This window comes from Devosia sp. CN2-171 (assembly GCF_049354815.1).
In the GTDB taxonomy this organism is placed as follows: Bacteria; Pseudomonadota; Alphaproteobacteria; order Rhizobiales; family Devosiaceae; genus Devosia_A.
This window is the reverse complement of sequence record NZ_CP186479.1, coordinates 3757706-3781355: the sequence shown is the minus strand read 5'-3', so window position 1 is coordinate 3781355 and position 23650 is coordinate 3757706. Positions and strand designations below refer to the sequence as shown.

General features: G+C 64.8%; 19 protein-coding genes. 9 read left to right on the top strand and 10 right to left on the bottom strand.

From position 1 onward, the window contains the following. Nucleotides 1-56: 56 nt before the first annotated feature. Entirely contained in the window at nucleotides 57-341 is a 285-nt protein-coding gene (gene rpmB / locus ACOYW5_RS18780) for a 50S ribosomal protein L28 (protein ID WP_423066411.1), read from the bottom strand. 196 nt (nucleotides 342-537) lie between these two features. Here rpmB and ACOYW5_RS18775 point away from each other — a divergent pair, with 196 nt between their 5' ends. From ACOYW5_RS18775 to ACOYW5_RS18745, 7 genes are all read left to right on the top strand, one after another. Further along, entirely contained in the window at nucleotides 538-1332 is a 795-nt protein-coding gene (locus tag ACOYW5_RS18775; RefSeq protein ID WP_423066410.1) for a DUF3108 domain-containing protein, read from the top strand. Nucleotides 1333-1985: 653 nt separating this feature from the next. Continuing rightward, entirely contained in the window at nucleotides 1986-5105 is a 3120-nt protein-coding gene (locus ACOYW5_RS18770; RefSeq protein WP_423066409.1) for a helicase-related protein, read from the top strand. A gap of 162 nt (nucleotides 5106-5267) precedes the next feature. After that, nucleotides 5268-6143 carry a hypothetical protein gene (locus ACOYW5_RS18765; RefSeq protein ID WP_423066408.1) on the top strand — a complete coding sequence of 292 codons (876 nt, stop codon included), beginning with the start codon at nucleotides 5268-5270 and terminating at the stop codon, nucleotides 6141-6143. Nucleotides 6144-6221: 78 nt separating this feature from the next. After that, complete coding sequence (locus tag ACOYW5_RS18760; RefSeq protein WP_423066407.1) at nucleotides 6222-6611, top strand: RNA-binding S4 domain-containing protein; 390 nt, start codon at nucleotides 6222-6224, stop codon at nucleotides 6609-6611. Between the two features lie 211 nt (nucleotides 6612-6822). Continuing rightward, the gene (gene fdxA, locus ACOYW5_RS18755; RefSeq protein WP_423066406.1) at nucleotides 6823-7161 is read left to right on the top strand and encodes a ferredoxin FdxA; all 339 of its coding nucleotides are present in this window, start codon (nucleotides 6823-6825) and stop codon (nucleotides 7159-7161) included. Between the two features lie 363 nt (nucleotides 7162-7524). Beyond that, nucleotides 7525-8088, top strand: a complete 564-nt coding sequence (locus tag ACOYW5_RS18750) for a CarD family transcriptional regulator (protein ID WP_423066405.1) — start codon at nucleotides 7525-7527, stop codon at nucleotides 8086-8088. A 138-nt stretch (nucleotides 8089-8226) separates the two neighbouring features. After that, nucleotides 8227-9024: a class I SAM-dependent methyltransferase gene (locus ACOYW5_RS18745; protein ID WP_423066404.1), complete on the top strand. Its 798-nt coding sequence runs from the start codon at nucleotides 8227-8229 to the stop codon at nucleotides 9022-9024. A 75-nt stretch (nucleotides 9025-9099) separates the two neighbouring features. On the opposite strand, the gene ACOYW5_RS18740 is transcribed toward ACOYW5_RS18745, so the two are convergent. The 7 genes from ACOYW5_RS18740 to ACOYW5_RS18710 all read right to left on the bottom strand — a co-directional run bounded on the left by ACOYW5_RS18740 (nucleotide 9100) and on the right by ACOYW5_RS18710 (nucleotide 16229). Next, nucleotides 9100-9924 carry an ABC transporter ATP-binding protein gene (locus ACOYW5_RS18740; protein WP_423066403.1) on the bottom strand — a complete coding sequence of 275 codons (825 nt, stop codon included), beginning with the start codon at nucleotides 9922-9924 and terminating at the stop codon, nucleotides 9100-9102. A 4-nt stretch (nucleotides 9925-9928) separates the two neighbouring features. Next, nucleotides 9929-10756 (bottom strand): ABC transporter permease subunit, encoded by an 828-nt coding sequence (locus ACOYW5_RS18735; RefSeq protein ID WP_423066402.1) that lies wholly within the window; start codon nucleotides 10754-10756, stop codon nucleotides 9929-9931. Nucleotides 10757-10805: 49 nt separating this feature from the next. Then, nucleotides 10806-11771 carry an aliphatic sulfonate ABC transporter substrate-binding protein gene (locus ACOYW5_RS18730; protein ID WP_423066401.1) on the bottom strand — a complete coding sequence of 322 codons (966 nt, stop codon included), beginning with the start codon at nucleotides 11769-11771 and terminating at the stop codon, nucleotides 10806-10808. Between the two features lie 26 nt (nucleotides 11772-11797). Then, a complete protein-coding gene (gene msuE, locus ACOYW5_RS18725) occupies nucleotides 11798-12370 on the bottom strand; it encodes an FMN reductase (RefSeq protein WP_423066400.1) in 573 nt (190 codons plus the stop codon). Then, nucleotides 12370-13737, bottom strand: coding sequence for an LLM class flavin-dependent oxidoreductase (locus ACOYW5_RS18720; protein WP_423066399.1), 1368 nt, complete (start codon nucleotides 13735-13737; stop codon nucleotides 12370-12372). The genes msuE and ACOYW5_RS18720 overlap by 1 nt, the downstream gene beginning before the upstream one ends. Nucleotides 13738-13974: 237 nt before the next feature. Then, on the bottom strand, nucleotides 13975-15447 hold the full coding sequence (locus ACOYW5_RS18715; protein ID WP_423066398.1) for a M48 family metalloprotease: 1473 nt from the start codon (nucleotides 15445-15447) through the stop codon (nucleotides 13975-13977). Then, the gene (locus ACOYW5_RS18710; protein WP_423066397.1) at nucleotides 15444-16229 is read right to left on the bottom strand and encodes a thermonuclease family protein; all 786 of its coding nucleotides are present in this window, start codon (nucleotides 16227-16229) and stop codon (nucleotides 15444-15446) included. Before ACOYW5_RS18710 ends, ACOYW5_RS18715 begins: the two co-directional genes overlap by 4 nt. Nucleotides 16230-16395: 166 nt before the next feature. Here ACOYW5_RS18710 and ACOYW5_RS18705 point away from each other — a divergent pair, with 166 nt between their 5' ends. After that, nucleotides 16396-17115, top strand: coding sequence for a hypothetical protein (locus tag ACOYW5_RS18705; RefSeq protein ID WP_423066396.1), 720 nt, complete (start codon nucleotides 16396-16398; stop codon nucleotides 17113-17115). Between the two features lie 133 nt (nucleotides 17116-17248). Here the strand turns inward: ACOYW5_RS18705 and ACOYW5_RS18700 are convergent, their stop codons facing one another. Then, entirely contained in the window at nucleotides 17249-17674 is a 426-nt protein-coding gene (locus ACOYW5_RS18700) for an OsmC family protein (protein WP_423066395.1), read from the bottom strand. A 119-nt stretch (nucleotides 17675-17793) separates the two neighbouring features. Continuing rightward, nucleotides 17794-18474, bottom strand: a complete 681-nt coding sequence (gene trhA / locus ACOYW5_RS18695; RefSeq protein ID WP_423066394.1) for a PAQR family membrane homeostasis protein TrhA — start codon at nucleotides 18472-18474, stop codon at nucleotides 17794-17796. A gap of 648 nt (nucleotides 18475-19122) precedes the next feature. On the opposite strand from trhA, the gene ACOYW5_RS18690 reads away from it, so the two are divergent. Then, complete coding sequence (locus ACOYW5_RS18690) at nucleotides 19123-23637, top strand: DUF5801 repeats-in-toxin domain-containing protein (RefSeq protein WP_423066393.1); 4515 nt, start codon at nucleotides 19123-19125, stop codon at nucleotides 23635-23637. The last annotated feature ends 13 nt before the right edge of the window (nucleotides 23638-23650 follow it).

Here is a 23650-nt window from a genome sequence, read left to right as displayed (position 1 = left end):
ATGAAAACCGCGCGTCCCGGCGGGAACGCGCGGCCGAAACTTTAGGCCGAATTGGCTCAGGCCGCGAGAGCGGCGCGCACTTCCTTCTTCAGCGCCAGCGCGACAGGCGACAGGTCGGCGTCGTCGGCCTTCACGAGGAAGGCGTCGAGGCCACCACGGTGCTCGACGGTGCGCAGCGCGTTCGCCGAGATGCGCAGCTTGACCGTACGGCCGAGCACATCCGACAGGAGCGAGACGTTGAGGAGATTGGGGAGGAAGCGACGGCGGGTGCGGTTGAGCGCGTGGCTCACCTTGTTCCCGACCATGACGCCCTTACCGGTGAGTTCGCAGCGGCGAGCCATGTTGAATTCCTGTAAAATGTCCCTGGGCGCGGGACAATCCCACGCAACGGGCTGTAGTCTGTTCTTGATTGCGAGCGCCTCCATAGAGAAACGCCCCCTGCCCGTCAAGCTTGTGAACGGGGTTTGCCTTGCCAAGCGGCCGGTGCGGGCGGCATTTTGGCCGTTCTCAAGTGATTCGCCGTAAGGACCTTTGCCCGTGTTCAGCGCCACTTTCCGCAAAGGCCTGCGCCTTGCGACCCTGGCCCTTGCGCTCGCCGGCCTGCCGGCCATCGCACAGGAGACCCGCACCCGCGCCGAGTATACCGTGACCATGGGCGGCACGCATGTCGCCAACGTCACCATCATTCTGAGCGACAACGGCAGCCAGTACTCCCTCGCGCTCGACGCCAAGATCGCCGGGCTCGCGCAGCTGATCGCCAGCGGCTCGGCCAAGGCGACCTCGCTCGGAACTTCAGCCAAGAATGGCCTCAGGGCGCAGAAGTTCGACCTTCTGACGCGGGCTGGCGGCGAGGAGTTCACCTCGGCCATTACCTATGGCGGCGGCAGCGTCGAGTCGTTCAAGGTTACCCCGCCGATCATCGACAATATCGACCGGGTGGCCATCGAGCGGAAGCATCTGGCGGCGGCGACGGACATGATGGCGCCGTTCGTGTTGCGCGGGCCTGCGCTCGATAAAGCCTTGTGCAACAAGCAGATGCCGATCTTCACCGGCGTCGAGCGCTTCAACCTGTCGCTGAAATATGTCAAGGACGACACCGCCACGTCCAAGCGTACCGGCTACCAAGGTCCGCTGGTGCTGTGCAGCGTGCACTACACGCCGATCTCGGGGCATTACACCTATAATGAGATCACGACCTACCTCGCCCAGAACGAGCGCATCCTGATCTGGTTCGCGCCGCTGCAGCTCGCCGGGACCTACATCCCCTATCGCGCGCTGATCACCACCGAGGCCGGCGATCTGTCAATCGTGCTGACCGATCTCGCGCAATAATCTGAACGCCGATGAACGGTGCCTAAACGGCTGACTCACCACGCATTCAAGGCGCGGGCTGCATAACCACATCCATGATTTGACCGCCGCCCCCGAACCGTTGGCAACAGACCACGGTTCCCAGCGCCGGACGGCCTCCACGCGGGGCTGCCGGACGGGCGGCGGTAGATCACTTCCGGCCCGGCTCAGAGGCCCGGCGAAAATCATGGTTAACGCATCCCTAACAAAATCGGCGTGTCAGACCGGGACGGTCAATGGCTTTATTGCCAATGGCGCTCCGGCAAAGGCCCGGCGCCCGGTAGCAGCTTCGTCAATCTACGAAGAATCTTCGCAAGCCTCGTCTTCACACCTCGTTCACACCTTGACGATTCGGTAGTAAAACCAGCCAAAATCAATCACTTGGCAACAGTCATGAACGACAAACCGGTTGCTTTTCGCGAGCTGTCGCACGATCGCCGCCTGCTTGCGCCAGAATCAGTTGGGGACCACCACAGGCAGTGGTGAACAAACCCGGATTCGTGAGTCGCAGCCGATTCCTTTCCGGTTTGTTCCCTGTTTGGACCAATGGTTAACACGGGTGGCCGGAACGGGGACAGAAATGTGTCGCAACGAGACACTCGTTTGTTGGCGATCGATGACCTAAGTAGGACGTGATGACTGCCGCATATCCCTCCTCGCTCAAGGCGATTCTTGGGCCCACCAACACCGGCAAGACCTTCTTCGCCATCGAGCGGATGCTCGCGCATCGTTCGGGGATGATCGGCCTGCCGCTGCGGCTTCTGGCGCGCGAGGTCTACCACAAGGTGGTCGACCGGATCGGGGCCCAGCACGTGGCGCTGGTGACCGGCGAGGAGCGGATCGTCCCCGCGAAGCCTCGCTACTGGGTCTGCACCGTCGAAGCCATGCCGCTCGATGTGCCGGTCGAATGCGTCGCGATCGACGAGATCCAGGTGGCTACCGATTTCGATCGCGGCCACGTCTTCACCAACCGGCTGCTGCATGCCCGCGGCCTCAGCGAAACGCTGCTGCTCGGCTCAGGCACCATGACGCCGATCGTCAAGGCGCTGTTGCCGGGCGTCGAGATCATCCACCGGCCGCGCTTTTCCGAGCTGCTCTATGCCGGCTCGAAGAAGATTTCGCGGCAGCCCAAGCGCTCCGCCATCGTCGCCTTCTCGGCGTCCCAGGTCTACGCCATTGCCGAACTGATCCGGCGCGAGCGCGGCGGCGCGGCGGTGGTGATGGGAGCGCTGTCGCCCCGCACCCGCAACGCGCAGGTCGACATGTATCAGAACGGCGATGTCGACTTCCTGGTCGCCACCGACGCCATCGGCATGGGGCTGAACCTCGACGTGCACCACGTCGCCTTCGCCGACGACCACAAGTTTGACGGCCACCAGACCCGCCCCCTGACCCCGGCCGAATTCGGCCAGATCGCCGGCCGCGCCGGCCGCCACATGCATAACGGCACCTTCGGGGTCACCGGCAACGCGCCAGAGTTCGAGGAAGAGCTGATCAAGCAGCTCGAAATGCACGACTTTGAGCCGGTCCGCGTCATCCAGTGGCGCAACCACGAACTCGACTTCCGCTCGATCGCCGACCTCCGCAACAGCCTCGACAAGACGCCGCCGGTGAGGGCCCTGACCCGTGTGCCGGTCGCCACCGACCAGCATGCGCTCGAATTCACCGCCCGCAACGAGGCCGGCGAGTTGGCGCGCGGTGAGGATGCGGTCCGCCTGCTCTGGGAATGCTGCGGCATCCCCGACTATCGCGACATCTCGCCGGCCCAGCACGGCGAAATCATCACCCGCATCTACCTCGACCTCCGCCGGCACGGCCATGCCGACGCCGACTGGATTGCCGAGCAGGTACGGTTCTGCGACAATGTGACAGGCGACATTGATACGCTGTCGAACCGGATCAAGCAGATCCGGACTTGGACCTTTGTCGCCAACCGCAAGAACTGGCTTGAAGACCCCGCATATTGGCGCGAAAAGACCCGCGACATCGAGGATCGACTGAGCGACGCCCTGCACGAGCGTCTGACGCAGCGTTTTGTCGACCGTCGCACATCGGTGCTTATGCGCCACCTGAGAGACAAGCATATGGTATCGCCTGAAATCAACGACCTCGGCGAAGTGAGCCTCGAAGGCCACCTGATCGGCTCTATCGAGGGCTTCCGCTTCACGCTGGCCCGCTCCGAAGGCGGCGATGCCAAGGGCGTGGCGACAGCCGCCGCGCAGGTCGTTGCCCCCGAGATCGCCCATCGCGCCGAGCGCGTCGCCGGGGCGCCGAACGAAGAATTCGTGCTCTCGACCGACGGTTACGTGCGCTGGCGCGGCCAGGTGATCGCCAATCTCGCCGAGGGCGAGCAGTTGTTCACCCCGCGACTGATCATCCTTGCCGACGAGAACCTCACCGGCCCCGACCTCGAACGCGTGCAGGACCGGCTGAACCTCTGGCTCCGCCACCTGGTCAACACCCAGCTCGAGACCGTGCTGGCGCTCGAAGCGCCCGCCGATATCGAAGGGACGGCCCGCGGCCTCGCCTACCGCCTCTACGAAAACCTTGGCATCCTGCCGCGCAGCACCGTGGCCGAAGAGGTCAAGGGCCTCGACCAGGACGAGCGTGGCAAGCTCAGGAAACTCGGCGTCAAGTTCGGCGCCTTCCACATCTACGTGCCGGCGAGCCTGAAGCCCGCGCCCCGAGAAGTGGCGCTGATCCTCTATGCGCTGAAGCACGGCGGCGTGCGCCAGCCGGGCATCGCCGAGCTGCCGCAGATCGTCCTCTCCGGCCGCACCAGCTTCCTGATCGACCCCGAGGTCAACCCCAAGCTCTACGAACTCGCGGGCTTCAAGGTCGCAGGCAAGCGCGCCGTGCGCGTCGATATCCTCGAGCGCCTGGCAGATATCATCCGGCCGCTGATCGCGCTGAACCCGGTGACGCACCAGGGCGAACTGCCGCCCGGCGCCGCCGAGGGCAATGGCTTCCGCGTCACTGTCGAGATGACCTCGCTGCTCGGCACCGCCGGCGAGGATTTCGCCTCGATCCTTAATTCGCTGGGCTATCGCGTCCGCCGCACCCCCAAGGTTGCGGCTCCCGCCGTGGTCGCCGACGCCGCTCCTGCGTCGGAAGCGGTGGCCGCTGAAGCTGCTCCAGCCGACACACCCACCGCTGATGCCCCGGCTGACGATACGCCGGTGGCCGACGCGGCCGATGCAATCGTGAACGCGGCTGCCGCTGATGCCGTCGAAGGCGCAACGCCCGTCGCCGAAGCTGCAGCCGAAGAGATTGCGGCGGTCGAGACCGCTGCCGCCGAGCTCGGCGCCCCGGCGCCGGCAGAAGCCGAAAAGCCCGCCGAGCCCGAGTTCGACGAAGTCTGGTTCCCCGCCGGCCGCCGGCCCGACAACCCGCGCCACAACGGCAACCGCAATCGCGGCAACCGCCCTGACGCCGCCGCACCGGCGGCTGAGGCAGGCGCCGAAGGCGACAAGCCTCAGCGCAATTTCCGCCGGCCGGACCGTCCGGAGGGCGCCGATGGCAAGCCGGCCGGGCGTCCGCGCTTCGAAGGTCGCCGCGACGACAAGCGCCAAGGCAATGGTAATGCCGGCAAGCCATTCGACAACAAGGGTGGCAAGCCGGGCGGTAAGCGCTTCGACAAGCCGCGCGAGGATTGGAAAGAGCATCGGCCGCGCGAGGATCGCAAGCCCGCCCCGCTCGATCCCAACTCGCCATGGGCCGCGCTCGCGGCGCTCAGGAACCCCAAGTCGGAATAGGCCCCACGGCCACTGCATCGGGATCGGCGACCTTGCACGGCCGCCGATCATTGCCACAATTAAATCCACATTGCGCACGTTTCATGTGCCGGTCAGGGTCCGGAAAGCACGGCATCCCTATCTCTTCCGTCGAGCGACACGCTCGGCGGCCCGGAGAACCACATGACCCACCACCATGACGACGACCACTTCGACGGTGGTTTCAAAGAGGACCTGCCGCGACTGCTCGGCCGTCGGCGCCTGCTGACGCTGATGGGCGGCCTCGGTCTCGTGTCGCTGTCGGGTGTACCCGGCATCGCGCTCGACTGTGTCGCCCTGCCGTGGGAGACAGCCGGCCCTTACCCCGCCGATGGCAGCAACGTGAAGGCCGGCCAGGTGGTCAACGCCCTTACCCAGGAAGGGGTGATCCGCACCGACCTGCGTACCTCCTTCGGCGGCATGACGCCAACGGCCGACGGTCTGCAGCTCGACCTCGAACTCACGCTCGTCAATGCCGACGGCTGCACGCCGCTCGCCAACCACGCCATCTACGCCTGGCACTGCGATGCGACCGGGCTCTACTCGCTCTACGATACGACCGACCGGAACTATCTGCGTGGCGTCGGCGTGTCGGACGCCGAGGGCAAGGTGCGTTTCACCACCATCTTCCCCGGCTGCTACGACGGGCGCTGGCCCCATATCCACTTCGAAGTTTTCGAATCCGTCGAGGCCGCCATCAGCGGCGACGCATCCGTCCTGACCGCCCAGATTGCCCTGCCGGAAGCGGAAGCTGCCGCGGTCTATGTCGCCGACGGCAGGTATTCGAACGGCACGACCAATCTCGGCCGCATCACCATCGCGACCGACAACGTGTTCAGCGACAATAGCGAGGCCGAGATTGCCCAGCAGACCGTCGCGCTGACCGGCGACCCCCAGTCCGGCTACCAGGGCACGCTGACCGTTCCGGTCGATTTCACCGCCGAGCGAAGTGCCGGCAGGTCCGCTCCGCCCGACGGCGCGGGCGCCAGTGAGCCCCCAAGCCCGCCTCCCGGCCAGTAAGTCGGTGTTCCATATGGACATGTCCCCGCGACGAAGCGACACTCGGCGCTGGATCTGACGTGATGGAGTGCGCCGCGCTTGGATAAACAGCGGCTCGACAAGTGGCTGTTCTTCTCGCGTGCCGTGAAATCGCGGACCCTGGCGCAAAAGCTCATTGAAACGGGCGCCATCCGCGTCAATTCCGAACGCACCGACCGGACCGACCACAAGGTCGGGCCCGGTGATGTGCTGACCATGACGGTTCACACCCGCCTCCTGGTCTGGCGCATCCTCGATGCCGGCGAACGCCGCGGGCCGGCGACTGAAGCTGCGGCGCTCTACGAAGACCTGTCGCCACCACCGGTGCCGCGTGAAGCCGCGCCGCCAGTTCAGGCCGCCCGCGATCCGGGAGCAGGTCGTCCCACCAAGAAGGATCGCCGTGACATTGACCGGCTGCGCGGCGACGAGGGCGAGGACAGCGAGGACTAGGCCGGCATCTGCCTCCCGTAGCCGGCATCATCTGACGTGTCGCCGAGGCGCCGTCTGCCAATAGCACGTTAGCCCTGCTGCGAAAGGTGCGGGCCCTGTCCCTTGCGATCACCGGGAAAAAGGGCTAGCACGCCCCTTGGCTGCACGCGTCTCGCGTGTAGCCGGCCAAGACCCAGCGGCCCGACAACCCTGAGCAGGAACGCTCGCGAATATGACCTATATCGTCACGGACAACTGCATTAAGTGCAAGTACATGGACTGCGTCGAGGTTTGCCCCGTCGACTGCTTCTATGAAGGCGAGAACATGCTCGTCATCCACCCGGACGAATGCATCGACTGCGGTGTCTGCGAGCCCGAGTGCCCGGCCGAGGCGATCAAGCCCGATACCGAGGGCGGCCTCGACAAGTGGCTGGAGATCAATTCGAAATACGCCTCCGCCTGGCCCAACATCACCGAGAAGCGCGAAGCGCCGGCCGATGCCAAGGAGTGGGACGGCGTCGAGGGCAAGTTCGAGAAGTACTTCTCCGAAGCGCCCGGCGAGGGCGACTAGCCCCGCTAGGCGAGGGCGACTAGCCCCGGTTTCGCCACGCCTGGCCATCAAATGGCCGCGTCGATGAACGCATGCTTACCGCCGGGTTAACGAAATCCGGTGGTGGATGATTCGCAACTTTTGATTTTGCTGAATTTTTGTGCTAGGCTCTCTACATCGAATGGAGCTTGCCCGTCATCCATCGTGCCGCAAGGCACTTTTTTTATGACACCAGCAGATATTGGGGCGCAGTCGGTGGTCTCGCGGACCGCTGAAAGCGCGTGGGGATTTTGCTTACTGTTCGACGGGCGAAATGAGCAACAACAAGGGACGGCCTTTCCGCGAAGAGCGGTCCCGCGGCGGCGTTAATAGGAGTATCCCTTTATGGTCACCAAGAAGCCTCAGCAGCGGCTTGGATTCAAGACGGGCGAGTACATTGTGTACCCGGCTCACGGCGTTGGTCTGATCACTTCGATCGAAGACCAGGAAGTCGCCGGGCTGACCCTCGAGCTCTTCGTCATTTCCTTCGAGCAGGACAAGCTCACCCTCCGCGTGCCCGTGGCCAAGATCAAGTCTGTCGGCATGCGCAAGCTCGCCGAGGAAGACGAGGTCAAGAAGGCGCTGGAGACCGTGACCGGCCGGGCCCGCGTCAAGCGCACCATGTGGTCGCGCCGCGCCCAGGAATACGAAGCCAAGATCAATTCCGGCGACCTGATCGCCATCTCGGAAGTGGTGCGCGACCTGTTCCGCGCCGACGACCAGCCCGAGCAGTCCTACTCCGAGCGCCAGCTGTTCGAGCAGGCTATGGACCGCATGAGCCGCGAAGTCGCCGCCGTCAACAAGCTGACCCTCACCGAGGCCGTGCAGTTGATCGAGAAGAACCTCGCCAAGTCGCCTCGCCGCGGACCCAAGTCCGATGCCGCCGACACCGAGGAAGCTGCGGCGTAAGCTGACAGTCGTAAATCAGCGAAAAGCCGGCGGCAACGCCGGCTTTTTCATTTGTATCGATACCATCCACTGCCGTCGACTTGCTTTGCACCCACTTGCCGATAGCGTTCGCAGCGCGATCTAATTGAGAGAGAGTGAATGTCGGGCGCCGCGGACACAAACAACGCCAAGCAGTATGGGGACAGCCGCAAGCTCGCGGCACGGGCGCGGCTGAACCAGGAGTACACGATTGCCGAGGTGCCGTGGTTCGAGTGGGTGGCGGGGCAACTGCCGTTAGAGCCCGGCAGTTCGATCCTCGATATCGGCAGTGGGCCCGGCTGGTTCTGGGCTTCAGTCGCCAAGCACCTCCCTCAGGGGATCGACCTTACCCTCGCCGACCTGTCGCCGGGCATGGTGCGGGAAGCGGTTGAGCGCTGCCAGCCGCTCCCCTTCGCCGCCGTGCGCGGGCTCGAGGCCAATGCCACCGACCTGCCCTTCCCCGATGGCAGCTTCGATCTCGTGATCGCCATGCATATGCTCTACCACGTGCGCGACCAGGAAAAGGCGCTGGCCGAGATGCATCGCGTGCTGAAGCCGGGCGGCACGCTGGCGGTCACCACCAACGGCATCGGCGATACGAAGCAGCTCTACGAGCTGGGCACAGCCTTCGGCGGTCCGCCCTACAATATTGTCGCCACCTATTTCGGCTTTGACCATGCCGAGGAGAAGCTGCGGGCGCAGTTCGGCAATGTCACCGTGGCCGAGCATCCGGCCCGCATGCGCATCACCAATCCCGAGGACGTGTTCCTCGCTCTAACCTCCTATCCGCCGGGCGATTCCGCCGGAGAGCCGGAACTGGCGCTGTTCCGGGCCCGGATCGACGACGCCTTCGCGGCCGGGGGTGGCGTGCTCGAAACCGAGAAGCAAACGGGACTGTTCATCAGCCGCAAGGCGTGACCGCAGAGCAGACGGCGCTCTCACCGCCGATTCCCCCTGCCCGACCGCCCCGCCAGATCCTCGCCGCCGCCTTGCTCATCGGAAGATCGCGGCCAAAAGCCGACCTTCAAGCTCGGCCAGGTCGGCCGCGCCGCGCAACCGCGGGCGGGGTTGCGGGACTTCGAGGTCCAGTGCGACCCGGCCTTCGTCAAGGACGATCAGCCGGTCGGCGAGGACCACCGCTTCGCTCACATCGTGGGTGACAAATAGCGCGGTAAAACCCTGCTCGAGCCAGACCCGCTCGACCAGTCCCTGCATGGTGATGCGGGTCAGTGCGTCGAGCGCCCCGAGCGGCTCATCCATGGCAAGAAAATCCGGCCGGCTGACCAGCGCCCGCGCCAGCGCCGCACGCTGCCGCTGACCGCCGGAGAGACGGGCCGGCCATTCGCTCGCCTTCTCGGCCAGTTGCACCTCGGCAAGTGCCGCGAGCGATTTCGCCTCGGCTTCCCGCCGCGACACGCCGGGGCCAAGGCCCACACCGACATTCCCGGCGACGCTCTCCCACGGCAACAGCCGCGGTTCCTGGAAGACGATGCGGCCGTTCGGCGTCGTGGCCGCGCCGTCCGGACCTGAGAACGAGATTTGCCCGCCGGTGGGCTCATCGAGCCCGGCAAGAAGCCGCAGCAGCGTGCTCTTGCCGCAGCCGCTCTTGCCGACAATGGCGAGGAACTGCCCTGCCGGCACTTCGAGGTCGATGCCGCGCAACACCGGCACGCTGCCGAAGGACTTCTCCAGCCCCTCGATACGGATTCCCACCGCCTTGCCGGCCCCGGCGGCGGGCACTGGTGCCGGCACGCGGTACTCGGGCTCGATCTCCTTGCCCCAGGCGGTGAACTTGCGGGCGGGTTCGATATGGCTCATCGGATCAACCTTTCTCGGGCGTCTGGAACGCCGGGTGCCATTGCAGCGTCCGCCGCTCGAGAAACCGCGCGGTCGCATCAGCAAGCTTGCCGAGCAGCGCGTAGATGACGAGCGCCAACACCACCACGTCGGTCATCATGAACTCGCGCGCCGAGTTGGCCATGTGCCCGATGCCCGATGACGCGGCCATGGTTTCGGCGACGATCAGCGTCAGCCACATGATGCCGAGCGAGAACCTGAGGCCGACAAAGATCGACGGCAGCGCACCGGGGAAGATCACCTTGCGGAACAGTGTCCAGCCGCTCATGCCATAGACCCGGCCCATCTCGATGAGCTGCGGATCGACGGTGCGCACCCCGTGCAACGTGTTGAGGTAGATGGGGAAGAACACCCCGAGTGCCGTGAGGAAGAGCTTGGCTTCCTCACCGATCCCGAACCACAGGATCACCAGCGGGATCAGCGCCAGGTTCGGCACAGTGCGGATCATCTGCAGCGTCGTATCGGTGAGGGAGAAGCTGAGTTTCGACGTACCGTTGGCGAGCCCCAGCAGGAACCCGATCGAGCCGCCGACCAGGAGCCCCGAGATCGCCCGTTGCCCGCTGGCAAGGACGTCTACCGCCAACTCGCCCGAGACGGTCCTATCCCAGAAGGCGAGCACCACGTCGACCGGCGCCGGCATCAGCCGGTTGGAGATCCACCCGGCGCTCGCGGCCAGCTGCCACAATGCGATGATGGACACCGGTAGCAGTAGCGGTAGCGCCCCACTGAACTTGAGCTTGAGCCCGGCAAGCGGGTTTGGCACAGGTTTTGGCAGGTCTGCGACAAGGGTCATTTTCGGCCTCCTTGGGATGGAACGGGCGGCCAGCGCCGCCTGCCTTGTCTCACGCGTCCGGTGCGTACCAGACGATGTCGGAAATGTTGAGCTTGCGCGGGATGATCTTGAGCTCGAAGAACTCGTCCGCCAGACTCTGCTGGTAGGCGATCACCTCATCGGTGATGGGCAGAATCTGGCCCAGGTCCGCACCCTCCCGAGTGAGTACGATCCGCTGGATCGGCTCCGGCACGCCGGTGATCGCCGAAATTGCCTTGATCGTATCCTCGAGATCGGCCTGCGAAGCCTTGCCCACGTTGATGAGCTCGTCGATGGCCTCTGCGACGATGTTGCCGTTGGCCTTCGCGAAGGCCCCGTTGGCCTGGTAGAAGCCCCAGGAATCGACGATCCCGTCGGTGGTCACCAGCACCCGCGTCGTCGCGTCCTGCTGGGCGATGGCGTAATACGGGTCCCAGATGGCCCAGGCATCGACCTGCCCACTGGCAAACGCCGGCGCCGCGTCCGGGGGCCCGAGGTCGAGTTCCGTCACGTCGTGCAGCGTCAATCCGGCCGAGCGCAGCGCCTTCACCGCGAAGTTATGGGCGCTCGAGCCGCGCTTGAAGGCGAGCTTCTTGCCCTTGAGGTCGGCTAGCGTCTGGATCGGCGAGTCGGCTTTGACGAGGATCGCCGAGCCAGCCTTGCTGCCCTTGGTTGCCGCCACATAGACGAGGTCGCCACCCGCCGCCTGGGCGAAGAGCGGCGGCACGTCGCCGGTCGAGCCGAAATCGATCGCGTTGGCACCCAGCGCCTCGAGCAGCGGCGGCCCGGAGGTGAACTCTGCCCAGCTCACCGTCACGCCGCGTGGCGCCAGTCGCTTTTCGATCGCTCCGCTGGCCTTGGCGAGCGCCAAGACGCCGCCCTTTTGCCAGCCGATGCGGAATTCCTTGGCCGTATCCTGGGCCCGGGCAGTGCCCGGCAGTGCCGCTGCGATGCCCGCGGCGGCAAACAGTTTCAATGTCGATCTGCGATCGATCATGGTCGTCTCCATTCGAAAAAGGGGGGTCAGGCGATCTGCTTGAGCGGCTCGTTCGCCGCGAGGCGCTTGCTGCCGAACCGCCAGTTCAGTTCCTCGGCACACCGCTCGATCCGCGCCAGCAGCGCCGGACTGTGCGGTTGGTGCTCGACGAAATCGGGTTCGGTCGCATAGAGCCCGGTTGCGATGATGTCGGCCGAAAAGAACGCAAACAGCGGCCGCAACCCGTGATCGACCACCAGCGCGTGACGTTCGCTGCCGCCGGTCGCAGTCAGTACCACCGGCTTGTCCTTGAGTGCCTTGGGCTCGATCAGATCGAACAGGTGCTTGAACAGGCCCGTATAGGTGCCCTTGTAAACCGGCGATCCAACAATCAGCGCATCCGCCGCGGTGATCGTCGCGATCAGCTGTTCGAGGTCGGCCGGGGCCCGGCGCGGGTCGAGGGTCGAGCCCAGCGAGGGATGGATTTCGGTTAGATCGAAGATCGAGACTGCCGCTCCCGAGCGTCTGGCAGCGGCGTCGGCGACGGCTTCGACGAGGTTACGCGTACGCGAGGGCCGCGACGACGAGCCGGCAAAGCCGACGATACTAAGCTTCGCCATCACGCACTCCTCTGGGTCTGCGCCTGGGCGCGTTCGACGAACCGGTTCGCCGGGCGGACAAGCCCGAGATTCTCCCGCAGCGTGTGCCCCTCGTATTCGGTGCGATACCAGCCACGCTGCTGCAGGATAGGGACCACCTGGTCGACGAAGTCGCTGAGCCCCGTCGGCAGCACCGGCGGCATGATGTTGAAGCCGTCGGCGGCCCCGCCGTGGAACCACTCGCCGATAGCATCCGCCACCTGCTCTGGCGTACCGACCACCGTGCGGTGACCACGCGCCGTGGCGAGCGACAGGTAGAGCTGGCGCAAAGTCAGGCCGCGCGCCGCGAGGTCCGACACCAGCTTCAGTCGGCTCTTGTTGAGCTCGGTATCGGTGGGCAGTGGCGGCGCCTTGTCGTCGAGCGAATAGCCCGAGAGGTCGACGCCGACATAGTATTGCCTGAGGATCGACCAGGCGATCGTCGGGTGCACCAGCGACTGGATGAACTCGTAGTTCTCCTGCGCCTCTTTCTCGGTACCGCCCAGCACCGGGAAGATGCCGGGCATGATTACCAGTTCCTCGGCGAGGCGCCCGAATTTCGGCAACCGCCGCTTCACATCGGAGTAGAATTCCTGCGCGTCGGCCAGAGTCTGGTTGGCGGTGAAGATCACTTCCGCCGTCCGGGCGGCAAGTTCACGCCCCGGCTCGGAAGCGCCGGCCTGCACCACCACCGGCCGGCCTTGCGGCGAGCGGGCGACGTTGAGCGGTCCGGCCACCTCGAACACTTTGCCCTTGTGGCCGACCCTATGGACCTTGGCCGGATCGAGGAACACGCCGGACGTCTTGTCGGCGATGATCGCGTCGTCCTCGTAGGAGTCCCAGAGGTCCAGCACCAGATCGACGAATTCCTCGGCACGCTCGTAGCGGTTGGCATGCGCCGGATGCCCGGGGATCGAGAAGTTCTTCGACACGTCCGCCCCGGTGGTGACGACGTTCCACGCCGCCCTGCCCTTCGAGATGTGATCGAGCGAGGCGAACTTGCGGGCGAGCAGGTACGGATCCTCGTAAGTCGTCGAGGCGGTGGCGACGAACCCGATCCGCTCGGTCACCTGCGACAGCGCCGACCACAGCGTCACCGGCTCGAAATGCGCTGAATGGCTGACCCGGCTGCGCGTCTCGGGGTCCTTGTCGCCGTCCCAGCCGGCCGGGCTGTCAGCGACGAACACCAAGTCGAACTTGCCGCGCTCCGCCGTCTCGGCGAGCCCCCGGTAGTGATCGATACTGTGCCCGGCATCGGCATCGGCGTCGGGGTGCCGCCAAGCGGCGATATGGTGGCCGGTCGCCATGATGAAGGCGCCGAGCTTCAGGTTGCGCTGTGATGTGCTCATATCGGCATCTCGCGGGTTCGGCCGCGCTCTATGCGCGACCTCGATGCCAATACAATGATTATCTCTATCGATTTAGTCGAGTAATTGCGTTTGCCTTTTGGCTCGCGACTTGAGTTTTGCGTTGCGCCAATTGCCCACCCGGCAGCAAGTCCGCACCGTGGGAAGACTGTGTCAGGTTCGAAGCATATTCATCTTCGGGGTCGGCCAGCAGGACGCGGGCCACCCGACGCCCAAGTCCTACTCGACCGTGACGATCTTGTAGCGCTGGCCGGTGACCAAGGTGTCGCCCGGGTAGAGGTTGTTGAGGATGTAGAACAGGTCCGTGCCGCGGCTGAGCCCGTTCATCTTGCGCGCCAGCGAGTCCGCCGTATCGACCGGCCCGGCCGTGATGGTACGAACCACGAGCTTGCGGACCTGGGCAATGTCCCTGGCGGTCGCCACCCTGAAGCTCTTGAGCGTCTGCTCGGCCGCCTTGGCGAAGGTGTCGCTGTCGAAGCGCGAGGCGAAGATGAAGCGGTAGACCTTGCCCTCGTGGCGCACCACGGCGACGCGGAAATTCCACTGCGGCGTCACCGCCACGCCGGTCGCCATGTCGTAGCCGTTGGCGCTCTCGCGCTTGACCGTCTGCGGCTGGAGGCCGGCGATCCAGCCCGATTTCAGATAATCCTCGAGCCCCATCGTCGTCGGCACTTCGGCGCTGTCGAAGCGCACGGCCTCGCCCTCGCCGGCTACACCCACCACGGCGCCCTTCGAGATCTGCAGCGTGTAGTTCTGCGGCACCTCGAAGGTGAATTTCAGCGCCGGATTGACGTAGCGACGGCCGTTGACCGCGCCCTGCGCCGGGCTGTCGCCGAAGGCGAGGCCCTCGATGCCGGCCATGTAGCCCACGCGATCGGTCTCGCCGAGGCCCGGGGCGCCAAAGAAGGCGCGCGCTGTCTCGATGGCTTTCTGGATCCGGTCGGGGGTCGAGGGGTGCGAGGAGAGGAAGTCACCTTCCTGATCGGCATCGCCCTGCGAGAAATGCGCGAAGCGGCCCATGGCGCCGAGGAAACGCGCCGCCGCGTGCGGATCGAACCCGGCGCGCCCCGCGGTCAGGATGCCTTCCTTGTCGGCGGCGAGTTCCTGCTGCTGGCTGAAGGCGGCGAGCGACATTTTCGAGCGGTTCGAGGCCTGGTCGGTCGCCGTGTCGGCGCCGAACACGCCCGAGACGACCTTGTCGACGATCTCGTTGGTCTTGGCCCGGTTGGTGCGGGCGCGGGCGTGTTTCAGCGTCACATGCGCGATCTCGTGCGCCAGCACCGCTGCGAGTTCCGACGTATCCGAAGCGAGCGCCAGGATGCCGCGCGTCACGTAGACATAGCCACCCGGCAGCGCGAAGGCGTTGACCTCGGCGGTGTCGAGAATGGTGACGGTGAACTTCTGGTTCGGCTGGTCGGCGGCGGCGAGCAGCCGGCCGACGATCCGCGCGATCATGATTTCGGCCTGCCGGTCCGAATAGATGCCGCCGTAGGAGGCGACGATGCGCGGATGCTCGCGCGCCCCGATCGCGTCTTCTTCGCTATCCTCGGTGCTCACCGCAACGGCCGGCGCGCTGCCATCCTGCGTGCGGCTGACCGTGACGCCGGGCAGGCTCGTACAGGCCGCGAGCAGCACCAGGAGCGCCGCGGACAGCATGGCGCCGAGCGCCCTAAACTTCGGTCTCGTGCTCATGGAGCGCGCAAAACCTCTATCTGCTCGGGGTGGGTGATCTCGACCCGCGGGCCATCATTCTCATCCACCCAGCCACGTATCCGAATCAGGGCGCCTTCGAGCTTCAGCGGATCGAGTCCGCCCTTCGAAAACAGCCCCAGCGCCGCCTTGTCGATGACGGCGGTAAAGTCCGACTTCCACGACCGGCCAAAATTGAGATAGACGCGCCCCTGCGCCTTTTCGGCGAGCAGCACGCGACCTTCCACCAGCTCGTAATATCCCTGGCGCCCGGCAAAATCGTCCGGCCGGTCCGCCCGCCGCACGAGATAGTAGGGATCGGCCCAGATGCCAAGCTTGTCGAGGCGTGCCTGCGTCTCAACAGCCAGCAACTGTGTCACGCATGCACGATTGTCGGGGAACGAATAGACCCGCGCCCAGCCTGCGGCGATCATCTGCTGCTGCACCCACGCCTCGGTCGCGCCGGTGACAAAGAGCTGGCCCAGCGTTCGCCCATGCCGGTCGATACGCTCGCCGCCATGCCGGACGCGCACCGGCTGGCCCAGCACCAGCGCTTCGAGCGCCACCTTGGCGGCATCGGCCTTCGGCCACTCGGCAAAATCCTCGCGGCCGAGCGCCAGCTTGGGCGCCTGCGTGCCGATGAGGCGGATGACGAGGCCGTTATCGAGAACGACCGTGTCGCCGTCGGTGACCGAGGCAACCACGCCCTTGGGGCCATCGACCAGGTCCTCGCAGGCCGCCGCCGGACTCATCGGCATGGCAAGAACTACCGTGGCCACGGCCATTTTGACGACTTCTCGAACAAGCAAGTTCCGCCCCTTCCGACACAGTTGGAAACTGCACGAAATTGCGGCGAAATTCTTCCCCGGACCCGTCGGTGATCGAACAATCTTGCGGTGGCGGCAGCACGCAATACGATCACGCCGATTCTCCAGCCGGGCCCCTGCCACGATGCTCGCCGAACTCCGCGTCCATGCCGCGAGCCGCCGGATCACCCCACCGGCCTTCCAGCCCCATCTGCCTAGCGCGGTGCGCTACTGGGCCCTTGGCCAGCGCCAGACGCGCGCCTGGGCGCCCCACCTCGCCAATGCGCGCGGGCTGATCGACACCACCATCGACGACATCCCGGTCCGCCGCACCGTCGCCGTCCTCGGCTCCGGTCCGCTGTTCGAAGTGCCGCTCGAATCTCTCGCCCGGACGTTCGAGCGCGTCCTCTTGATCGACCGCGCCCATCTCAGCGCCATTCGGCCGCGTCTCGGGCGCTATGCGAACATCGAACTGCAATGGCGCGACCTTGCCACGGGCGACACGCTCGATCTTGCCTTCCTCGCTGCAATCGACGGGCTCGACTGGGTGATCTCGTCTAACCTCCTCGGCGAGATGGCGGCAGCCGCGCCGCCCGGGCAATCGCGCCGCATGATCGAGCGGCACCTCACAGCCCTCGCCGCCCTGCCCTGCCCCGCGACGCTGATCACCGATATCGACTATCGCGTCTTCAACCGCCACGGCGTGGTGCTCGACAGTGCCGACCTCATGCAGGGCCACGTGCTACCGCGTTCAGGTTTGCGCTGGAAATGGGAAGCTGCGCCCTTCGGTGCGGAACACCGCCACACAAGGCGCGTGCACACGGTTTCGGCCTGGGCCGACTGGCGCGTGGCGAGCAGCATATGAAAACGGCGGGAGCGCTGATTTTCATCTGCGTTCCCGCCGCTTTTGCAATCTCACTGCTCTTTCGAGTGGTGTGACTACACACCAATAACGGAGCTCGCCGGCAGCGGTTCCACCGCATGCAACTTTTTCTGGCTCAGACGAGGCGAGCGTCGAGTGTCACATTGATCGCGCCCAGCGCCCGCGACACCGGGCATTCGGCTTTCGCCTTCTCCGCCAGCTCGGCGAACTTGGCCGCATCGATCCCGGGCACCTTGCCCAGAACCGTCAGCGCACTGCCGGTGATGCCGGTGCCGGGAATAAGCTCGACCACCGCGGTGACGTTGAGGTTCTCGGCCGTCGTGCCGTTGGCGGCAAGGAAGGCACTGAACTGCATGGCGAAACACCCCGCATGGGCGGCGCCGATCAATTCCTCGGGATTGGTCCCAGACTTGCCCGTCTCATCGACGAACCGGCCCTTGTACGTATAGGGCAGCGCCGCGAAGGCCCCGCTCAGCACATCGAGCGTACCCGAACCTTCCTGCAGGGTACCCTGCCAGACTGCCGTTGCACTACGCTTCATTGGAAACTCCTAGCCTCGGAAATGCCCGAGCCTAGCAAGCGGCTGCGACAAGCAAAAGTTCCGCGAGCGAGATGACACGCGGTCGCAGGTGTGGCGGGCACCCGGTTGCGCCGCGTCGCTCACAGCCGCTTGATGACCATGCAGTCGAGGATCGCCCAAAGGTGCAGGCTGGCGCCGGCGACGACGAAACAGTGCCACAGCACATTGTGAAAGTGGAGACGCTCCCAGAGATGGAAGATGATGCCCGAGCAGTAGGCGACACCTCCCGCCAGCAGCAGCCATAGCGTGCTGGGCGGCAGCGTTGCCGCCAATGTCTGAAAGACCAGCAGGCCACTCCAGCCGATGCCCAGGTAGAGCGCAAGCGCCAACCGTCCAAAGTGCTGTGGCACCAGCAGTTTCAGCGCAATGCCAATTAGGGCCGCCCCCCAAACCAGGGTCAGCGCCAGGGGTCCGATGGGCGTGCCGCCGAGCAGCGCCAGAATGGGCGTGTAGGTGCCGGCGATCAGCAGGAAAATGGCGGCCTGGTCTAGCCGCGCCAGGAAGCGCTTCGTGGCATTCACCGGTGCGATGTTGAAGGCCAGCGATATGGCCAGCACCAATACGAGCGAGCCGACATAGACGGCGATGGCCGGCAGTTCGGCCTGCGCGGTTGATGCGGCTGCAAAAACCAGCAGTGAGCCACCCGCCCCCAGCGCAACGAGCAGGCCGAGGGCGTGAACCACCCCGTCGAGGAGCAACTCCACCGATGAGTACGGCCGTCCCCGGTGCCACCAGGTTCGCTCATCGAAGCTCTCGAACATCGCCGGTGGTATCATCTGAGGCTCCATGGCTCGACCCATGCTCCTCAACGCAGAGGTGGCGGTTCGGATGCGTAGGATTCGTTCGAGGCGGCCTAGACCCCCACGAAGAACGACAAGGCTAGTGACCGCGCCGGCCCCCGGGTCGGCGCCTGCTCCACCTAGCGCACGCAACACGCCCTTGCAGCCAGATGCGATCAGCCCGCGGGCCGTTTGCGCATCGAAGAGCGAGCGGCACCTCGCGTCCCTCGCCGCCCTGCCCCAGCAAAAGCCCCCACCCCCCGACCAGCCCCACCCCCGCCGACCCGACCATAGCCGCCATTGCAGTCTCAGCTGGATTTTCGTAAATCTCGATACAGAATGCGTATTTCGGCGTGAACCAAGAGTACCGAGAGAGCGCCTGGCGCTTGCTTTGCGGAACGAGTGCAGGACGCGCAAATAACCTCCTGGTCGCACCATCCGATCCGCGCCGGATGTATTCCTGACAATCCCGAGGCCACAACTGAAATGCAGTTCCGGCGCTGATCATATCAGCGCCGGGCAAAGCTCTATTTTCTGTAGTCTTCTGAATACCGAGCACACGACATGACTACCAAGCGTCAACACATGAGCCGGGGAGCAATCACGCTAGCGCTTTAGGGAGCAGTCATCATGGCAATCGTTCTAACAGACGACCAGTACGTCACGCTCGACGAGTCGTCCGGTCTGCAAACCAGCGGAACACCAGCGGCCAATGAGGACAACAACGACAACGACATCGTATACACCGACCTGCCGGCAGCATTTGCCACGCGCCTCTTCGACGCCGGCCAGCTCAGCCTGAGCAATACCTTTGCCCTGGCGAACGGCGCGGCCCGCAACGACTTCATTTCACTCACCGAAGGTTCGACGCTGACCGGGTTCGTCATGAGCAACGGCGATCCGCTGCCGGTTTACGATGCCAGCGGCCCCACCGACCCAACGACCGGCGTCCTCGCCAGCTTCACCACCGTTGACGGCGAGGCAATCTACCTGTTCGCCGACATGGCCACCGGCGGCGGCCTCGGCGCCTTCATGTTCTTGGGCGTCGATGCGAGCGGCGAAATCGTCCTCGCCGGCCACCTCCAGTCGGACGGCACCATTTCGACGGTCCAGTTCGAAGCCATCACCAACCCCGATAGCGGCGATCATGACGATCCGGTCGATCTCAGCGGGCTGCTCGATGTCGCCGCCAGCGGCACAATCGAGTTCGATTTCAACACGCTGCCCTCGGGCAACAACCTGTTCGACATCCTCGGCCCCTCTCCGACCGACCCGGCGATCATCATTCTCGGTGAGAACATCCTGATGAAGGAGGATGGCAGCCTCGACAGCGGCAGCGACAGAATATTCACGTCGCAGGCCGCCACCGGGGACGATGCCACGATCGGCATGAACAACCAGATGTTCAATCCGGGCGATGCTGCATTCTTCGTCTACATTGAGGACCCCGTCGCAAGCTTCCTGTCCGGTTGGCCCGACGGCCTCGACTCCACCGAGGCCGACGATGCCGACAATATCCAGTACAACGGCGGCACGCTCGACGTGACCTCCGCCAAATTCACGATCTCCCAGATCCAGGGCAACAGCACGGGCTCGCTCAGCCTGACCACATACCTGGGCAACGATGACCAGGGCCGGACTTTGGCTTCTGATCCCTCGGGGGGAGGCGCCTCGCCCAACATTATCCTGGTGAAGGTCACGGTCGGTGGCACGACCTATGAGTTCGACAGTGATGCCGATGCGGCCCAAGCCGGAGTGGACGTTTCGGGCCTGGGCACCGCCACCGTGACGATCAGCGGTGTCGACGATGGCCACGCCATCGAGTTCTTCACCGACGATCTGCACAACCGGGTCAAGATCGAGGGTGTCGAAGGCAAGTTCGACATCGGCGGCTTCGCCATCACCCAGGGCATCACGATCCATGAGCCGGTCGGCGACCGGATCGTGTTTGAGGATGATGGCCCGGTCGTTGGCGATGGCGAAGGCACGCCTGGCCTTACGGTCGACGACAGCGATTTCGTCACCGACGACTCCGTCAGCTATGCCAACCTGTTCGATGTCGATTTCGGCACCGACGGCGGCAAGGACGCCGACAATGACGGCACGGTCGACGACGACGCGGTTGCCTATACGCTGGGGATAAGCGGGGACGGTGACGACAGCGGTCTCGTCGACACGCTGAGCGGCGAAGCCGTGCTGCTGCACCTCGACGGCGACGACGTGATCGGCACCACCGCGATTGGCGGCGACGAGGTGTTCCGTATCTCGGTCAACGTCGACACCGGCGAGGTCACGCTCGACCAGAGCCGCGCGGTCGTCCACGACGATCCGGAAGATCCCGAGGAGGATGGCGCCGGCGAGCCCTCCAAGCTCACTTCGGCCGATCTGATCACGCTGACCGCCACGGCCACCGATGATGATGGCGACACCGACGACCACACGGTCGGCATCGGCGACACGTTCAGCTTCGAGGATGACGGCCCGACAAACGCCCTCTCTGAGGAATCCGTCCCAGGCCTCGTCACCGACGACACCGACACCCCCACGAGCAGCGACAGCGCCGACTTCTCTGTCCTGTTCAACCCAGACTTCGGCAATGACGAGGAAGGTGACCCGGCGGCGACCTATGCGCTCGGCGTCAGCGGAATCGATGCCGACAGTGGGCTGATCGACACGTTGACCGGCGAAACCGTCGTGCTCAACCTCGACGGCAACGATGTGGTCGGCACAAGTGCCACTGGCGGAGAGGTGCTGCGCATCTCGGTCGACGACACCGGCACGGTGACGCTCACTCAGCTCCGCGCGGTCGTTCACGACAATCCGGGTGATCCCAGCGAGAGCACCGAGCCGTCAACACTCTCGGCGGCAAATCTCGTGACGCTCATCCAGACCGTCTATGACGGCGACGGCGACCACGACGACGCGACCGCCGATATCGGACTCGCCTTCAACTTCGAGGATGACGGCCCCACGATGGACCTCGCCACCGTCGACCCGCCGAGCCTCACAACCGACGACACCGAAATCACTGACAGCGACACGGCCAGCTATGCAGGCCTGTTCGACGCGGATTTCGGCAAGGACGGTGAGGCCTCCGTAGGTGAGATCACCTACGCCCTCGGCGTCAGCGGATCGGATGCCGATAGCGGCCTGACCGACACGCTGACCGGCGAAGCCGTGTTGCTCAATCTCGACGGCGACGACGTGGTTGGCACAAGTGCCACCGGCGGAGAGGTCCTGCGCATCTCGGTCGACGCGGACGGCAACGTTACCCTGCAGCAAAGCCGCGCCGTCGTTCATGACGATCCAGAGGACCCCGAAGAAGATGGAGCTGATGAGCCATCCAAGTTCTCGGCAGCCAGCCTCGTGACCTTGACGGCTGTCGCCTATGACGGCGACGGCGACCATGACGACGCTATCGCAGACATCGGGTTGACCTTCAACTTCCTCGACGATGGTCCCTCGATCGAACGGAACGCGGAGCCGGCTCCGACCCTGACGGTCGACGAGACTGTGTTCGGCTTTGCCAATGCCGACTTCTCCGGCCTGTTCACCACGCTCTATGGCAATGACGGGCCAAAGGATGAGGACGGCAACGATCTGCCGGACGACGACGCCATCACCTACGAGCTGTCGATCAGCGGCGCGGGTGACGATACCGGGCTCGTCGACTCGCTGACCGGCGACTCCGTGCTGCTTGGCCTCGATGGTCTCGACGTCATCGGCGTAACTGCTATCGGCGGCCTTGAAGTGTTCCGCGTCTCGGCCGACGAAAACACCGGAGAAGTGACATTCACTCAGAGCCGGGCGGTCAAGCACGACGATCCGCTCGACCCCGACGAGTCAACTTCGCCGGCTGTTCTCAGCTCGCCCGATCTGGTCCAACTGACGGCGACCGCCCATGACGGCGACGGCGACCACGGCAGCGCCACCATCGACATCGGTGGCACGCTGCTGTTCGAGGACGACGGACCGGCAATCGGCGATATCAGTAGCGACATCGTCGATTTCTCCACCTCCAGCTCCGTCAGCAACCCGCTCGGCGCCGTGCCGGGCAATGACGGCGCAAGCGTCAAGATCACCGACTTCACCCCGAGCGTCGATCTCGGTTTCACCACGGTGACTGGTGTGCAGGAGGACGACCAGACGGTGGTCTACTACGAGAACACGAACGGCAACGGGACCATCGGCGATGCCGGGGACACCGCGTTCTTCCAGCTAGCGCTGGATGACAGCGATCCGGACCCCGCTAACTGGAACTACGTCTTCGACGTGTTGCAGGACCCGAACCTGGTCAACATCGACTTCGACTTCGACAACCTGCCTTCCGGCGCCAACCTCTTTGGTGTCGTGGGCGAATCCGCGACCGATCCTGCCATCATCGTGTTCGGCAAGAATCCGGTCTTTAACGCCGCCGGCAACTACACCAACAAGAGCGATGTGATCCACACTTCGCAGGGCGGTACCGGAGCGACCATCGGTGTGAACAACCAGATGTTCGACGCCAAGGACGCCGCGTACTTCGTCTATGTCGACGATCCGGTGGCCAACTACCTCTCCGGAGTACCGGGAGGCCTGACCGCAACCGAGGCGGACGATGCGGACAACGTCCAGTACACGGGTGGCACCGTGGATGTGCATACCGCATCGATCACCGTCTCGCAGACCCAGGCCGGACCCAAGGTTCTGGCCGGGATGAAGATCACGACATGGCTCGGTGACCCTGACCAGGGCCGTGACCTGCTGAACGATCCCACCAGCGGTGGGCCTTCGCCTGACATCGTCCTGGTCCGCGTCTTCGTGCCGGGCCAGGCCGACCCCATCGAGTTCGACGCGGACGCCGATCCGGCCGTGATGGGCATCGATGTTTCGGGCCTGGGTACTGCGACTGTAACCGTCACTGGCCTCAAGAACGGCTATACGATCGAGTGGACGACAGACGACTTGCATAACCGGGCCTTGATCGAGGCAACGGCGGGCAAGTTTGACGTTGGCAAGTTCGCCATCTCCGAGTCGACAACCGCTCCTGATGCAGAACTCAACTTCGAGGTCACCATCGAGGACTTCGACTTCAACGGCGATACCGCGGTGGACGATTTCACCATCGGCATCGACGGCGACCACGACGGTAACGTCATAGTCTAGCGGCAACCAAGCC

Coding starts and splice junctions, on each gene's coding strand:
- ACOYW5_RS18715 (WP_423066398.1), bottom strand. CDS start 15,447: ATGAGCACGAGACCGAAGTTTAGGGCGCTCGGCGCCATGCTGTCCGCG.
- msuE (WP_423066400.1), bottom strand. CDS start 12,370: ATGGCGAAGCTTAGTATCGTCGGCTTTGCCGGCTCGTCGTCGCGGCCC.
- ACOYW5_RS18735 (WP_423066402.1), bottom strand. CDS start 10,756: ATGACCCTTGTCGCAGACCTGCCAAAACCTGTGCCAAACCCGCTTGCC.
- ACOYW5_RS18740 (WP_423066403.1), bottom strand. CDS start 9,924: ATGAGCCATATCGAACCCGCCCGCAAGTTCACCGCCTGGGGCAAGGAG.
- fdxA (WP_423066406.1), top strand. CDS start 6,823: ATGACCTATATCGTCACGGACAACTGCATTAAGTGCAAGTACATGGAC.
- ACOYW5_RS18705 (WP_423066396.1), top strand. CDS start 16,396: ATGCTCGCCGAACTCCGCGTCCATGCCGCGAGCCGCCGGATCACCCCA.
- ACOYW5_RS18710 (WP_423066397.1), bottom strand. CDS start 16,229: ATGGCCGTGGCCACGGTAGTTCTTGCCATGCCGATGAGTCCGGCGGCG.
- ACOYW5_RS18750 (WP_423066405.1), top strand. CDS start 7,525: ATGGTCACCAAGAAGCCTCAGCAGCGGCTTGGATTCAAGACGGGCGAG.
- trhA (WP_423066394.1), bottom strand. CDS start 18,474: ATGTTCGAGAGCTTCGATGAGCGAACCTGGTGGCACCGGGGACGGCCG.
- ACOYW5_RS18765 (WP_423066408.1), top strand. CDS start 5,268: ATGACCCACCACCATGACGACGACCACTTCGACGGTGGTTTCAAAGAG.
- ACOYW5_RS18730 (WP_423066401.1), bottom strand. CDS start 11,771: ATGATCGATCGCAGATCGACATTGAAACTGTTTGCCGCCGCGGGCATC.
- ACOYW5_RS18770 (WP_423066409.1), top strand. CDS start 1,986: ATGACTGCCGCATATCCCTCCTCGCTCAAGGCGATTCTTGGGCCCACC.
- ACOYW5_RS18720 (WP_423066399.1), bottom strand. CDS start 13,737: ATGAGCACATCACAGCGCAACCTGAAGCTCGGCGCCTTCATCATGGCG.
- ACOYW5_RS18745 (WP_423066404.1), top strand. CDS start 8,227: ATGTCGGGCGCCGCGGACACAAACAACGCCAAGCAGTATGGGGACAGC.
- ACOYW5_RS18690 (WP_423066393.1), top strand. CDS start 19,123: ATGGCAATCGTTCTAACAGACGACCAGTACGTCACGCTCGACGAGTCG.
- ACOYW5_RS18700 (WP_423066395.1), bottom strand. CDS start 17,674: ATGAAGCGTAGTGCAACGGCAGTCTGGCAGGGTACCCTGCAGGAAGGT.
- rpmB (WP_423066411.1), bottom strand. CDS start 341: ATGGCTCGCCGCTGCGAACTCACCGGTAAGGGCGTCATGGTCGGGAAC.